14 protein-coding genes are annotated in these 13,715 nt (G+C 49.5%); 7 read left to right on the top strand and 7 right to left on the bottom strand.

All coding sequences use genetic code 11. The annotated features are described in order from the left end of the window. Positions 1-587: 587 nt before the first annotated feature. Positions 588-1,526, top strand: a complete 939-nt coding sequence (locus ABEB26_RS26225; protein ID WP_345725055.1) for a GAF domain-containing protein — start codon at positions 588-590, stop codon at positions 1,524-1,526. A gap of 48 nt (positions 1,527-1,574) precedes the next feature. Here the strand turns inward: ABEB26_RS26225 and murJ are convergent, their stop codons facing one another. From murJ to ABEB26_RS26205, 4 genes are read right to left on the bottom strand one after another with little or no spacing between them, the layout of a single operon-like run. Then, positions 1,575-3,155, bottom strand: a complete 1,581-nt coding sequence (murJ, locus tag ABEB26_RS26220) for a murein biosynthesis integral membrane protein MurJ (protein WP_345725054.1) — start codon at positions 3,153-3,155, stop codon at positions 1,575-1,577. Then, positions 3,152-3,868: a PIG-L deacetylase family protein gene (locus tag ABEB26_RS26215; protein ID WP_345725053.1), complete on the bottom strand. Its 717-nt coding sequence runs from the start codon at positions 3,866-3,868 to the stop codon at positions 3,152-3,154. Before ABEB26_RS26215 ends, murJ begins: the two co-directional genes overlap by 4 nt. 16 nt (positions 3,869-3,884) lie before the next feature. Beyond that, complete coding sequence (gene lipB, locus ABEB26_RS26210) at positions 3,885-4,559, bottom strand: lipoyl(octanoyl) transferase LipB (protein WP_345725052.1); 675 nt, start codon at positions 4,557-4,559, stop codon at positions 3,885-3,887. Then, positions 4,556-4,990, bottom strand: a complete 435-nt coding sequence (locus ABEB26_RS26205; RefSeq protein ID WP_345725051.1) for a hypothetical protein — start codon at positions 4,988-4,990, stop codon at positions 4,556-4,558. Before ABEB26_RS26205 ends, lipB begins: the two co-directional genes overlap by 4 nt. Positions 4,991-5,177: 187 nt before the next feature. Here ABEB26_RS26205 and ABEB26_RS26200 point away from each other — a divergent pair, with 187 nt between their 5' ends. The 5 genes from ABEB26_RS26200 (at position 5,178) to ABEB26_RS26180 (ending at position 8,689) form a co-directional block, all read left to right on the top strand. Continuing rightward, entirely contained in the window at positions 5,178-5,744 is a 567-nt protein-coding gene (locus tag ABEB26_RS26200) for a DUF4256 domain-containing protein (RefSeq protein ID WP_345725050.1), read from the top strand. 72 nt (positions 5,745-5,816) lie between these two features. Then, the gene (locus ABEB26_RS26195) at positions 5,817-6,932 is read left to right on the top strand and encodes a class I SAM-dependent methyltransferase (protein WP_345725049.1); all 1,116 of its coding nucleotides are present in this window, start codon (positions 5,817-5,819) and stop codon (positions 6,930-6,932) included. A gap of 78 nt (positions 6,933-7,010) precedes the next feature. Then, positions 7,011-8,015, top strand: coding sequence for a hypothetical protein (locus ABEB26_RS26190; protein ID WP_345725048.1), 1,005 nt, complete (start codon positions 7,011-7,013; stop codon positions 8,013-8,015). Between the two features lie 107 nt (positions 8,016-8,122). Next, on the top strand, positions 8,123-8,338 hold the full coding sequence (locus ABEB26_RS26185) for a hypothetical protein (RefSeq protein WP_345725047.1): 216 nt from the start codon (positions 8,123-8,125) through the stop codon (positions 8,336-8,338). Between the two features lie 33 nt (positions 8,339-8,371). After that, positions 8,372-8,689: a hypothetical protein gene (locus ABEB26_RS26180; RefSeq protein WP_345725046.1), complete on the top strand. Its 318-nt coding sequence runs from the start codon at positions 8,372-8,374 to the stop codon at positions 8,687-8,689. A gap of 225 nt (positions 8,690-8,914) precedes the next feature. Here the strand turns inward: ABEB26_RS26180 and ABEB26_RS26175 are convergent, their stop codons facing one another. Then, the gene (locus ABEB26_RS26175; RefSeq protein ID WP_345725045.1) at positions 8,915-9,937 is read right to left on the bottom strand and encodes a LacI family DNA-binding transcriptional regulator; all 1,023 of its coding nucleotides are present in this window, start codon (positions 9,935-9,937) and stop codon (positions 8,915-8,917) included. An 89-nt stretch (positions 9,938-10,026) separates the two neighbouring features. Beyond that, positions 10,027-11,004, bottom strand: coding sequence for a phosphotransferase family protein (locus tag ABEB26_RS26170; protein ID WP_345725044.1), 978 nt, complete (start codon positions 11,002-11,004; stop codon positions 10,027-10,029). Positions 11,005-11,330: 326 nt separating this feature from the next. On the opposite strand from ABEB26_RS26170, the gene ABEB26_RS26165 reads away from it, so the two are divergent. Beyond that, positions 11,331-12,332 (top strand): hypothetical protein, encoded by a 1,002-nt coding sequence (locus tag ABEB26_RS26165; RefSeq protein WP_345725043.1) that lies wholly within the window; start codon positions 11,331-11,333, stop codon positions 12,330-12,332. A gap of 205 nt (positions 12,333-12,537) precedes the next feature. On the opposite strand, the gene ABEB26_RS26160 is transcribed toward ABEB26_RS26165, so the two are convergent. Then, positions 12,538-13,715: glycosyltransferase family 87 protein (locus tag ABEB26_RS26160; RefSeq protein ID WP_345725042.1), on the bottom strand; the 1,178-nt coding region annotated here is incomplete at its 5' end.

Genomic DNA, 13,715 nt, shown 5'->3' with positions numbered 1-13,715 from the left:
ACATCAGAAAATGGTATACTGGGCATTGACGGAACTCCTGTTGATGGTTGGTAAGCACATCCATCGTGGGACTTCCGTCTTGCTTTGTCAAGGGATTTTTTCGTTATCACTCACATCAGGCGTATACATGCAAAAGGTAATAGTGATTTGCATCGATCAACTCCTTAATCAATAAATCGATACATTCATTATAGCCCGATCTGTAGCACGAAGAACGAAACCAAGCAGAACGCCAAGGGGTGAAGGGCCAGGATTCAGGGATGAGGAGTCAGTTTTGAATTAGCTTGCCCAAGCATCAATCCTGACCTCTGATTGCTGTGGCTCCTGAATTCTAAATGCTCTCTGCGCCTCTGCGTTAAACCTTGATCCACGAAGATCGTGAAGGTTTAACGATATTCCAAGTTGCCAACCAACCCAACATGTGTGCCCTTGGTGTTCTTCGTGGTTAAATAATGATCTTCATCCCTCATCCCTCATAATTCATCCTTCGGTTTTCCCCCACATGGTTACCCTATCGCGGCCATTGTGGAATGTTAATAACTCTGGTACTGTTTTTAATAACGCTTTTATTTTGGAGATGCTGGCATATGTCCTCAGGATCAGGATCACAGCTGAACAATGCTGAACGAACCGAGACATTGCAAGAGCTTGGGCTACTTGATGTTTCTTTCGACCCAGCTTTTGATCGTTTGACCCGCTTAGCAAGCAAGGTTTTGCAAGCACCAGTGTCGTTACTGTCGCTCGTTGAACATCATCGGCAATATTTTAAAAGCCATATTGGGTTGGCTGAGCCATGGGCTGAGCGCCGCGAAACCCCGTTAACCCATTCGTTTTGCCAACATGTTGTCAGCAATGGCCAAGAATTAATCGTGACTGATGCCCGCGAACATCCCTTAGTTCACGATAATTTGGCTATCCCCGATTTAGGCGTGATTAGCTACGCAGGTATGCCGATTCGCAGTGGTGGCCATGTGCTTGGCTCGTTCTGTGTGATCGATGGCAAGCCACGGGTTTGGACGGCTGATGAACTGGATATTTTGCATGAATTTGCTGAATTGTTGATGACCGAACTCAAATTGCGCCAAGAAATTCGTATCCATCAACAGGATATTCGCGAGCGTGAGCGTTTACAAAACGAGCTGATCGGTTTGCAACAAGCCTTGCTCGATGAGCTTTCAACCCCGCTGATTCCTTTAAATGATCAGGTGTTGGTAGTTCCGTTGATTGGGGCGCTCGATCAGCAGCGTGCGCAACGCATGACCGAGGCGCTATTAACTGGGGTTGGCAAATATCGCGCTGATTTTGTGATTCTTGATATTACTGGTGTGCCAGTGCTCGATACTTACGTTGCGTCGTTGCTGGTGCAAACCTCGCAAGCGATTCAGCTGCTCGGTGCACGCATGGTATTGACGGGCTTGCGCCCTGAAATTGCCCAAACCATCGTCAGCGTTGGCCTCGATTTGCGTAGCGTCGTAACCTATAGCACGCTGCAACAGGGCATCGAATATACCTTTCGGCGTAAGTAAGTTTGTTATTTTGACAATGGCGGAGGGTTAAACTCCGCCATTGCGCATTTAAGCGGCTTTGCGTTTGAATTTGCGTTGCAGGGCTGCACCAAAAAATTGCAGCGCATCAAGTTTGAGCCACCACAATAGCCCCAAGTAGATTAAACCACTGCCACCACCCGCCACGAGCAATAGCACGAGCGCATTGAATTTGCTTGGGGTTGTCGGCAACAATTGTAGGATTCCCCAACAACTGACTGCCATCACCAAGGCAGCGCTGGCAATTTTGGCGCTCGCTTGGAGCATGGCCTGACCATCAAACACCCGCAAACGCCGATGAGCAACCACTGCCATCACCAAGGCATGGACGCTGAGTTGAGCCACGTTGCCAGCAATCAAGCCATACATACCCCAAGCGCGATAGCTCAAACCAGCCACTAAAAAATAGCTGGCAATTGCTGGCGCTTGCACCAAATTGGGCAACAAGGTATGTTTACGGGCATAAAAGGCGAAAATTAATGGCTGATCGATCGCGGAGGCCAGCATGCTTGGCAAATAGGCTAGCAATACCAAGGCTGTGATGCGCGTGTTTTCGGCGGTAAATTTGCCACCTTCAAACAAAATCCGTACTACCGATTCGCCGAGCAAGCCAAAAATCACCAACATTGGCACAATTAAGAGCAGCACCACTTTCAAACCAATGCCTAAAATGCGCCGAAAACCAGCCTCGTCGCCATCGCTGTTGAGCCGCGCTAAGGTTGGCAAAATTGCAATCGAGATCGCCGCTGCCACCAAGCCTAGGGCAAATTGAATAAAGGTCGTGGCGCTGCGCATATAGGCCGCCGATTGTTGATCGATGCTGCCCGCAAGCTGGCGATCAATCAGCGTGCCTACAAATGAAAAGCTGATGCCAAGCGCAACTGGCGCATACAGCAAGCCAATTCGTCGCACGCCTGGATGCTTCCAGTGCAACATCGGGCGTAGCCGTGCCCCCCGTAGGGCTGGCAGTTGTAGGGTTACTTGGGCCAAAGCTCCAGCAACCATGGCCCAACCCAACACCCGCGCATCCTGCGGCCAAAACCAAATCAGCACAATCAAGGCCGAATTAAAGACGGTTGAAGTGAACGCTGGCAATGAAAAGCGGCGTTGAGCTTGTAATAAGCCTGTTAGTACGCCCGACAAGCACATAAACACCACCGCAATCACCATCGAGTGCAGCATCGACACCCCAAGGCTAAGCATGGTTGGGCTGGCCACGATTTTGGCGGCTAGTACCTGATTAATCGGCTCGGCAAAGATCCAGACCAAGCCACCAAGCAAGCCCAGTACCAACCCCAGCATGGTTAAAATGGTGTTGATAATCTGCCAAAGATCGCCGTCATCGTGTTGATCGATGTAATCTGTCAGGACTGGAACCAGCGCGGCGCTGACCAATCCACCAACTAAAAAATCGTAGAGTTGGGTTGGCACAGCACTGAGTAACGAGTAGAGACTGGTTTCGGCTCCAACTCCAAAATTGTGGTTAATGACTTTATCGCGGACAAGGCCAAGGATGCGGCTGGCGAAATTGCCAACCATTAATAACAAAGCGGCTAGCGCGATACTGCGGCCAGCCGTTGTTTGGGCTTTAGTTTCAAGTTTGGTGTTCATGCAAAAAGTGTCGTTTCTGGCTGATCGTTCAATCCGAACGAAGGATACACGCGATGGAGATAGACCGTATGAAACCAATCGGCTTGGTCGAGGAATTGTTGCCAATCGTGGCGTTGCGTCGCATGGGCTTCTAAGGCCGCCCGTTTGGTATCAGCATATTCGCTTACATTAATAATCGTGGTGGCTGGCAATGGGTCGGGGTACTTGTCGCTGCTGGCTGCGTTGACCGAGCGCGGGCTATTGGGCGCAACACTTTGATAATACAAGCGCGGCTGATCAATTGTTGGATGCAAAGCCAAATATTGGGCAAAGGCTTGAGTTGTGGCCATGCTAATCGCAATATGGTCAGGATGACCATAAATTCCATCAGGCCCAAAGGTCAGCACGATTGCTGGTTGCTCAGCGTTCAACACTTCCACAATCTTATCGCGCAATTCGGTGGCATTCGCCAAGGCCAAACTACCATCAGGATAATCCCAGACGATGCTGCGATCAACTCCAATTGCTTGGCAGGCCTGATGGAGTTCTTCTAAGCGCACCGAGCCTAATTGGGTAGGATCAAGCTCTATCTCTGGACTAATTTGGCCCAATTCGCCATGGGTTGCGGTAATAACGACCGTGCGATAGCCAGCAGCATGGGCTTGGGCTAGCACCCCAACAGGTCCAAATGCTTCATCATCGGGGTGCGCCCATACAGAGAGGATGGTTGGCATGGTTGCGGTTCCTCGGCTAAACAGGCTCGATCAAATGCAGATCAAACACGCGCAGGAAAATCTGAATAATCCGTTGTTGCACCTCGCTGAAGGCTGGCACAACTGGCAATAATTCGGCCAACGAGGTTACGCCATAATCGTGAATGCCACATGGCACAATGGCGGCAAAATCATCCAAATTGGTGGTTACATTCAAGGCAAAGCCATGCGACGTAACGCCACGGGTGTTCGAGCGCACGCCAATTGCGGCAATTTTGCGATCGCCAACCCACACGCCAGTATAGCCAGGGAAGCGCCTCGCATTCAGGCCATATTCAGCCAACAATTCGATAATTACTTCTTCCAACATCCGCAAATAGTGGTGTAAATCGCGGCCATGATCGCGAATTTGCAAAATTGGGTAGCCCACCAACTGGCCTGGGCCATGATAGGTAATATCACCACCGCGATCAACTTCGATCAAGGCTGCACCACGTTGTTGCAGGGTTTCGGGACTGACCAAGAGATGGTCGTAGCCACCCGAGCGCCCAATTGTATAGGTGGCAGGGTGCTCCAGCAACACCAAGGTATCGGGGATCGTTTCGGCGCTGCGTTGGCTCACGAGTTGGCGTTGCAATTCCCAAGCAGTGTTGTAATCGAGCATCCCCAGAATTTGCACATTTAATAAACGTTGGGTTTGTTGGATTGTCATAGTGGCATCAAGCTAATCATCTCGCCGCCGAAAGGTGATGCTTGGGTCAAGCGACTGCCATAACTAGCGGGTTCGCTATCAGCCCAGTCGACATAATCATCATTGTATTGGCCATTAAAATAGACATGGACCACTTGGTTATGGGTCACACGGCTCATTGCATCCCACACTTCGTTATCATCGTACGAATGGGCTACCAACATCGCTCGTTCAGGTGTAAACTCATCTTCTTCAGGTGGGATGACTAACCCGAGCCATTGATTGGGATATTGGGCTTCGATGATTTCGATTGCCTCGGTGCGCCCACGACTTTCCATCGCGGTATATGGGCAACCACAATTGCAACTCACGCCACATTCGGCAGTGCCACATTTGCCAGTGGCTACCCGCCCGCCGTGGTCGGCAGTGGTTAATTGAATTAAAACAGGCATAGGTTAAACTCACAATTTGAGAACAAACGCTCAGTCAGCATGATAGCACAATCAGGTTATTCTGGCCTAAATCGCTAGCAAACGCCGAATTTCTGCTATACTAGCACGCTAGCTAGATGCAAATTTAGCCAAGTTAATTTGATGCCGATTCATTCACACCAAGCAGTTAAGCAGAGGTGCGATCGCTATGAATAATCCATTAGAAGTCTTAGCGCCTGAACAATCCGATGACCTGTTGACCAGCTTATTGGTGCGGTTTGAGCAAAACATGCAGCGCCATGCTGGGTTGGTGTGGGCAGATATTCAGGCCAAACTCATAGCCCAGCCAGTCAAACTTTGGTCGCTCAACGAAATGGAGCGCACTGGTGGCGAGCCAGATGTGGTTGGCTATGATTTGCAAACCAATCACTATCTATTTTTCGATTGTTCTGCTGAAAGCCCCAAAGGTCGGCGCAGCCTGTGCTACGATCGGGCAAGTTGGGAAGCTCGTAAAGAGCATAAACCAACCGGTAATGCCCTCGATATAGCAGCGGCAATGGGCATTGAATTGCTTAGCGAGGCCGATTACCGAGTTTTGCAAACGCTCGGCACATTCGATACCAAAACATCAAGTTGGCTGCAAACCCCACCCGAAATTCGCTCCCTTGGTGGGGCAATTTTTGGCGATTGCCGCTACAACCGGGTGTTTGTTTATCACAATGGAGCCGAATCGTACTATGCCGCACGCGGATTTCGCGGCTTGCTGCGAGTCTAAAATCACCAAGCAATTGGTTTTTTAAGCTCGCGGCGATAGATCTGCTACGACAACAGAAAGGTTAGTTAATCAATGGTTGGACGTGAACTGTATCGGTTGTTGCAATGCCCAACGTGTAACTCACGGGATTTGGCGGTGTATGCTGAGTATGTGTTATGTGCTGGCTGCCGCAATCAATATCCCATTCACAAGGGCTATATTGATTTAATGCCGCGACAAACCGAATTTGATTATATTTCAAAATATGTCTCCGAAGAAGAAAGCATGGGCGAGGAGCTGGATTATCGTGAGATGGCTCCCCCTTTGTTGGCAGCAGGCGTGCGCCATCGCCAAATTCGGCGCATGCTCGAGCTTAAGCCAACCGATATTGTGTTTGATAATGCCTGTGGTAACGGGCGTTTTGGCTTGTGGAATGCCGATGCAGTTGGGCTGTTGGTTGGCAGCGATCCAGCGGTGCTTTTCGCCGACCAAGCTTTAGCCGAGATGGAATTAGCGCAAGCTGATTCGCGACGTTTGCCGTTTGTCGATGGGGCGTTCGATAAATCGCTCTCGGTCGATGTGCTCGAACACTTCCCACGCGATGTCATCCACGATTATTTGGTGGAAACGGCGCGGGTCTTGAAAGTTGGCGGGCGGGTGGCGATTTTCTCCAATACCCGCGAAATGTCGCCAATTCAGCCGATTATCAATATCTCCAAGCGCTTGGGCAAATTCTTTGTCAAGCAAGGGGTCTACGATTTCGAGCGTGAAGCGCGACGTAAATCCGACCACATCAAAGATCTCAAAACCTGGGACGATGTTGAGGCGGCTTTGGTTGAAGCAGGCTTGAAACCGGTCAAAGTCGTATTTTGGAATAGCGTGTTTACCTCGTTTGTTGAGCATGTGCTGATGAAACTTGGTGAATCGCTGATTGCCAAGCGCAGAACCGCCAAGGCTGCCAGCGCAACCGTGCTAACCGACGAGGCTGTGAATGCCTCGGCTGGGGCACAGCGCGAAATTGTCGCTCGCCGCGCGATGCGTCGCCACCTAACCAAAAGCTCGCCAATTTACTGGGCACTCTATACCATCACGTTGCTGATGGAATTAGATTTGTGGTTGTTTGGCTGGATGCGCACTGGCCCTTATTTTGTGCTAGCCGAGAAGGTCGAAGGCCGTTATGTGCCAGCACCCTTGCCTGCCGAAGAGTAAAATTCAGCCCTGCTACTCGACTGAGCAGCAGGGCTTTTTTGGGATTGGCCTACGAAATTGGATTGAAGGGAGTATCTTATGGATTATCAGGAGTATCGTATTCCTGCTCAACGCGTGCGTTCGTTGGTTTGGCATGAACACGCCTTGATCGATTGGGCGGCTGGTGGTCATCGTTATCAGCTTGATGGCACATGCAAACAATCTTCGGTGGGCTATGCCTATCGTTTTGATGCGGCGTTACAATCAGCATCAGGCGCATGGGTCGTGATTTACGAGCGCCTAGGAACTAAGGGTGTGTTGCTGCATCACGGCAAAATTGTACGCGAAATTAACCGTAGCTTCTACTATGCTGATGCCTATGAATACCCTGTTGCTTTTTTGCAACATCCCGATGGGCGAGAGTTGTTGGGTCATTGTCCGCGCTATCGGCATATGCTTGAAATTGAAGATTTAGCGACTGGCGAATGCTTAACCAATGCGGTGCAACGCGAACCGAGCGATTTCTTTCACTCGCGTTTGACCATCAGTCCTAAGCAAACATGGTTCTTGAGTGCGGGTTGGGTTTGGCATCCAATCGATAGCTTGGGCCTGTATCAGCTTGATCAAGCCTTAGCTGATCCACAGATATTAGATTACCGCAATGTTGATTTGGCCAGCGATGTCGAAATTAATACTGCCAGCTTTATTGATGACCAAACATTGCTGCTGGTCACAGGTGAACTACTGGATTGGGAAGGCCAGATCGAGGATTCGCCCTTTTATAACCTTGGAAAGCAATGCCTTGCCCGATATAATCTCACAACCAATCACATTGATTCAATCGTCAAGGCCGAGGAAAAAGTTGGCCTGATTATGCCGCTCGATCAGCAGTATGTGCTTGGGTTTTACGACCACCCCAAACTGTTCGATTGTACCACTGGCAAGGTTATTCAGCGCTGGCCCGAATTGACAACAGGCAAACAAATCAGCAGCATTATGCATCATCTTGAAGCGGTTCCCCCGCCGATGGCTTTCGATCCAATTAATCGGCGGTTTGCGGTAGCCGATGCAACCGGAATTACTGTGATCGAGTTGAAATACTAGCCACCTCAAACTTTATTTTCGTGGCGCACAATTTGAACTTAAATTTGATCATCCCTCGTGGCATAGGTATTGATCGAAGCCCGAGGGATGATCAAAGAAAGTAGGTTATGCAACGGTTAATCGCAGGTATAGTGCTGTTGTTACTCCTGATCGGGTGTAGCCAGCAACAAACGATCCAGCCGCTTACTCCTTCGCCAATTACTGGCATTGATCCACGGAAGATTGAGTCAATCATTCTTAGTCCATTTCAGAATGAGCAGATTCAGAATATTCAAATGTATCCAGTGGCAGGGCTTAACGATGGAATGATGTTTGTGTATTAGCTTGATTCAGCAAGAGGCAAAGCGATTGGTCTCTTGACTGGGGTTGAAACTTTAGGTGAATTCTCAATTCGTAGCCAGTCGCTTGATATTCTTGGCCCTCAGAAGCCGTATGGTTTCTATCTCAGCAATGATGGTGGACAACCAACCTACATTGGCTATGGCTATATTCAACATCCCGAAGCGATTAAGCAGCTGCGGATTATATTGAGCGATGGTAAAAGCTTGGTTGTCACTGGGAATACAATTACTGGCTTGGTCATGCCCAAACATAATCCGCCAATTCGGCTAGAGGTTGTGGGAACAGATGGCACGATTATTGAACAGAATCCAATCGCGCTCCCCACTCCTTAACATTGTTAGCCGCCCCAAACTTCGTTTTCGTGGCGCACGATCATGCTCATTGGCGGGATGGTATTTCGCGAATTTTTGGGTGAACATTATTCACCACCCCTCCGCCCCGCCTCAAGGCGGGGAACGCAGGGTGTTTTCATCCCCCTGCACCCCCTAAACAAGAATCCAACGAAATATCCAAATTCTGTTTAAGTCTGGAGAACTGCAATTAATTTGGATTATCTATTAGCCACCCCAAACCTCGTTTTCATGGCGCACGATCATGCTAATTGGCAGGATGGTATTTTCGCTGCTTGGAGTTTTGCCTTCGATCATGTCAATCAACACATTGGCGGCGGTCGCGCCAAGATCGTACATTGGTTGGTGCAGCGAGGTCATGCTGGGGTTGAGGCTAGCGGCGGTTGGCACATCATCAAAACAGACCACGGTTATCTCATCGGGAACGCGCAGCCCTTGGGTATGCAAGGTTTGCAACACGCCTGTGGCCATCACGGCGCTGCTGACAAACAGCGCGGTTGGCCGTGGTTGCAAGGCTAATAATTGATCAATTGCCGCTTGGCCGCCTTGTTCAGTTTCATTCCCAGTCGCAATTAATGCTGGGTGAATTGGCAAGCCTGCCTCGCGATAGGCCTGTTGATAGCCCTCAATCTGATCGTGGGTGGCTAGTGCATGCAACGAGCCAACGATCATGCCAACCGATTGATGCCCAAGTTTCAGCAGATGATGCACTGCTTGATAGCTACCTGCAAAATGGTCAATATCGACGCTAACGATATGATGTAGCAAGGGATGTTTGCCCACCAGCACCATCGGCACACGATCGGCGATCAGTTGCGGTAACAACGGATCATTGATCGTATTGGGAATCACGATTCGACCATCGACGCTGCGGCCATTCAGCAATTTGGTCGCTGGATCATCGGCCCGATTGGCGCTATCCAGCGAGACCATCAAGACATAGCCCTTGGCATTACAAGCTTCAGTCATACCCTGAAGTAGGTGCGAAAAGGTCGGGTTGCGAAAGATTGTGGCGGTGGTACGCGAAATAAAGACCGCAATCACTTTGGGGCGTTGGCCCGCCAGGGTTCGTGCCGCTGCATGTGGGGTATAATGATGCTCCTGCATCACAGCGAGCACTCGTTCGCGTACTTCGGCCCGTACATGCGGCTGATTGTTCAGCACCCGCGAAACCGTTGCAATCGAGACATGCGCCAATTCTGCAATTTGTTCAATCGTCAATGCTGCCATAACGCGACCCTTTTATGCCATACTCCCGCAGTCTATTTGGATAATGGGAGCGGTTCCTAGTTTTTTAATGCTTGCTGTTGCCATCCACCCTAGTGCGCTTTGAGCCAATCCATGGTTGTGGTGAGCAGTTGGCGGGCAAGCGTGCGCACAATATCAGTATCATAATTGCGATAGTAACATTCGATTACCATCACCAGCGCTAAATATAATGAATACAGTTGATTGCGCTGTTCTTCAGCAGGCGTAAAATCTATTTTGCCATAACCTTGCATAAAATTGCTCAGGCTTTCGCCCGAGAATGGCCGAAATTGGGCTTCCATCAAGGGATCACCCCACAGCGCCCGCTCAAAATCAATGATCCCCACAACCTTAGCATCTTGCACAAAAAAGTTGGCGTTCCAGGCATCCCAATGCGCCAGATAGGGCGTGGTAACTTCATCGAGCGCAGCGGCATGCTTCAATACAGCCGCGCGAATTTCAGCATAGCTATATTCAAATTTAACGTTTTTACGCTGACCATCAGCCAACAAGGCATCAATTAATCTGATAAATGTGGCTTTCCAAGCAGTGCCGCGTAGTTCGGGGTTGCCTTGGTAGCCAAAATAGCTGCCTTTGAATTGATTAATTTCGTGGATAATCGCCCCGATGTGCTGATCAACCTCGGCCTGGACTGCTGGCTCAAGCGTTGCCCGCACATGTTCGAGATTATCACCAGCAATTTTTTGCATAAAAAAGTAGGGCGAATCGCAGATGCTCAAGCTTTCGTCAAAAAAATAAATTGTTGGCACAGGAATCGCTGGATTTTGCTGGACTAAGCGCATGGCCGCGACTTCAGTTTGCATAATATTGTGCTCGTAGCTCAGCACGTCGGCATCAGGTAGCGGGGCGATTTTGAGCACAATTTCGCGACCATCGGCTAAACTGATGGCGTAGGCAGCATTAAACCACCCATCTTTGAGTTCTTGAATCGCTTGTTCGTGGGGTGCAAGCTGCGTGCCCGCAAAGGCATGGGCCACCAGTGTGGCAATTTGTTCGCGGGTTTTGGTATTTTTGGTGGTGCTATACATTGGCTTCCTTTCACAACGCTGCTAACGCTGACAACCTCCAACCCAGCAGCCCCGATCGGGAGAATCAAGGCGACTGGATTGGACGTTCAAGGAGAGTATGCTTCGAACACGCGAGGTAAGCGCATCCAAGTCGTTGGCGCAGTGTTTGCCGTACTTTGCCCTACGACCTTTCTGAGGAGAAACGCTCAAGCAACGGCAGTGTTTCTGAAACGTTACAGAAGTATACCATAGCAGTTAATGCGATGCAATAGACTTATTGCAATGATTTTATTAACGTGGCATAGCTGCTGTTTTAGTCTGAATTGCCCAAAATAGCTGAGGTTTATATGAATTTTCGTGAATATCGGATTACCGCGCCGAATGTGCGCTCGTTGTGTTGGCATGATCACATGTTGATCGATTGGGTCGCTGGTGGCACTCGCTATCAGCTTGATGGCACGATTAAACGTTCATCAACCGTCTATCCATTTGGCTTTGATGCGGTGATGCAATCGGCTTCAGGTGAGGTCGTGGTGATTTATCAGCGCCTAGGCACAAAAGGTTTAGTGCTTAACAATGGCCAAATTGTGCGCGAAATTAACCGCAGCTACTACTACGCCGATAGCTATGAATATCCCATCGCGATTCTTCAACATGCCGATTTAAATGAAGTATTGGTGCATTGCCCCGAAAAATACAATCAACTTGAGCTTGAAGATGTTGCTACCAGCCGGCGGTTGAATGAAGCTGAACGCAAGCCAGTCGAGATTTTTCATTCGCGCCTGAGTGTTAGCCCTAAAGGTAAATGGTTGGTGAGCGCTGGTTGGCAGTGGCAGCCGACCCATACCGTGGCAATTTACAACGTTGATGAAATCTGGGCACAACCGCAAATCCTCGATACCGAAGGCTTTTGCCCGCCGATTAAGGTTGATATTAGCTCAGTCAGCTTTTTAGATGAACAAACCCTGCTGATCATCACCGATGAATTTGCCAACCTGAGTGCCGATTTAGTTGATACGCTGGTACAACGGCGCGGCGCACATAGCATTGGCTACTACGATCTGCTCAATCGCCAATTTCGCGCCACCGTCGAAGCCGAGGAGATTGTCGGCACAGCCATGGCGCTGAGTGAACGCTATGTGGTTGGTTTTTACGATCATCCTAAGGTATTCGATTGCACTACGGGCAAGGTTGTGCAACGCTGGCGCGATTTAGCCACAGGCCGCCAAACCCACAGCATGATCGGCAGGCTTGATCAAGCCATCCCACCGATTGCCTTTGATCAAGCCAACCAGCGTTTTGCCGTGGCCGATGCCAAGGGCATTACAGTGATTGAACTGGAGTTATAAATAATACGATATAAATACCGAGCTTACTAATTCGCCAACAAAGTGTATTCAATTTAGTGCTCTTAAGGTACTGACTATACTGAATACAAGCGAGCCCGCTCCACCATCAAGTGGGGCGGGCTCGCTCCAACAAATACCAACGGAGATACCGTTACTTCACCAGGCATCCTCTCTCATTCACATGTTGGAATCATCATTGAATGAACTACTTTTGGCTTTCTGTAATCGGCCCATTTCGCTGCCAATACAGATACATGCCCCAGAGCAGACTCGTGGCGAGAAATCCCCATGCTAAAACCAAGGGGGATGGATAGATATTTAACAATACCCGCCAATAGCGTTGGAGAATGAGTGCACCGAGTATCAATCCGCCAATCATAAGATACTGTGGTTTCGACCAGACCCAATCGGCACCATAGCGTATCATGGTAAATCCAGGAATTAACAGCAGCGAGAGGTAATGATCATGTACAACGGGTAAAAAAAGCATAACCAGAATAATACTCATAGAGCCATCAAGCCAGATTGATTGTGTATTCGTGTATGACCGCTGCTGGACACGTGTTCGGATCGTTACCCCGATAATTAGCAGGAATATCATGGTTCCAATCAGCGTTCCGACCCATCCCGCATCGATCAGCGGCTGAAGCGTCACCGTAACTTTATTCGTCGCTGATTGATACGCATAGGTAAACGTGTGTGGCTCAAATAGTCGGCCCATTACATCCCAAACGGATTGATCAGCAATGTTTGTTCCTTCTAATCCCAACAGGATGTCTTGGACAAACTGGATCGTTGTCGCCGTTGTTCCACTTCCGATCATCCCAATGCCCAGCGTCGCTATCCCGCCAAGACAGACTCCTACGCATGCTGCCCACTGTCTTCGTAGCATGAGCGGAATTGCAAAGAACACTGGAAAAATCTTGATTCCCGCAGTGATCCCCAAGATCATCCCACTCAATATGCGAGAACGCGCTGTTTGGGCTTGCTCAAGAGATCGAAAATGCAGGAGGAGCAGCGCGAGGAGGATAATATTGATTTGCCCGAGGAGCAGCGTATCATAGAACGCTGGGATCATGAAACACACGCTGATTGTAACCACAATACGTTTCCATGATGCGTTGATCCAACGACCAAGCTGTCCAAGACAAACACCAAGGAGCACGCTATTGCCCACGAACCAGATCAGTCGTGCACTCTCCCATGGAAGCATGGCCAAGGGACGCATCAACACGGCGAAGAAGGGGGGATAAATATATGATGTGGTCCTGAACGTATAGACATGTATGCTATCATACCTATACGGGAAAGGAATCCACCAATGACACGGCAAAACCCTCGCACCTTTACGGCGGAATTTCGCCAAATGGCCATCGATCTCGC

Source organism: Herpetosiphon gulosus, assembly GCF_039545135.1.
Taxonomy (GTDB): domain Bacteria; phylum Chloroflexota; class Chloroflexia; order Chloroflexales; family Herpetosiphonaceae; genus Herpetosiphon; species Herpetosiphon gulosus.
The sequence above is the reverse complement of the archived record's forward strand: the minus strand, read 5'-3'. Positions and strand labels throughout refer to the sequence as shown.

Coding starts and splice junctions, on each gene's coding strand:
- ABEB26_RS26225 (WP_345725055.1), top strand. CDS start 588: ATGTCCTCAGGATCAGGATCACAGCTGAACAATGCTGAACGAACCGAG.
- murJ (WP_345725054.1), bottom strand. CDS start 3,155: ATGAACACCAAACTTGAAACTAAAGCCCAAACAACGGCTGGCCGCAGT.
- ABEB26_RS26215 (WP_345725053.1), bottom strand. CDS start 3,868: ATGCCAACCATCCTCTCTGTATGGGCGCACCCCGATGATGAAGCATTT.
- lipB (WP_345725052.1), bottom strand. CDS start 4,559: ATGACAATCCAACAAACCCAACGTTTATTAAATGTGCAAATTCTGGGG.
- ABEB26_RS26205 (WP_345725051.1), bottom strand. CDS start 4,990: ATGCCTGTTTTAATTCAATTAACCACTGCCGACCACGGCGGGCGGGTA.
- ABEB26_RS26200 (WP_345725050.1), top strand. CDS start 5,178: ATGAATAATCCATTAGAAGTCTTAGCGCCTGAACAATCCGATGACCTG.
- ABEB26_RS26195 (WP_345725049.1), top strand. CDS start 5,817: ATGGTTGGACGTGAACTGTATCGGTTGTTGCAATGCCCAACGTGTAAC.
- ABEB26_RS26190 (WP_345725048.1), top strand. CDS start 7,011: ATGGATTATCAGGAGTATCGTATTCCTGCTCAACGCGTGCGTTCGTTG.
- ABEB26_RS26185 (WP_345725047.1), top strand. CDS start 8,123: ATGCAACGGTTAATCGCAGGTATAGTGCTGTTGTTACTCCTGATCGGG.
- ABEB26_RS26175 (WP_345725045.1), bottom strand. CDS start 9,937: ATGGCAGCATTGACGATTGAACAAATTGCAGAATTGGCGCATGTCTCG.
- ABEB26_RS26170 (WP_345725044.1), bottom strand. CDS start 11,004: ATGTATAGCACCACCAAAAATACCAAAACCCGCGAACAAATTGCCACA.
- ABEB26_RS26165 (WP_345725043.1), top strand. CDS start 11,331: ATGAATTTTCGTGAATATCGGATTACCGCGCCGAATGTGCGCTCGTTG.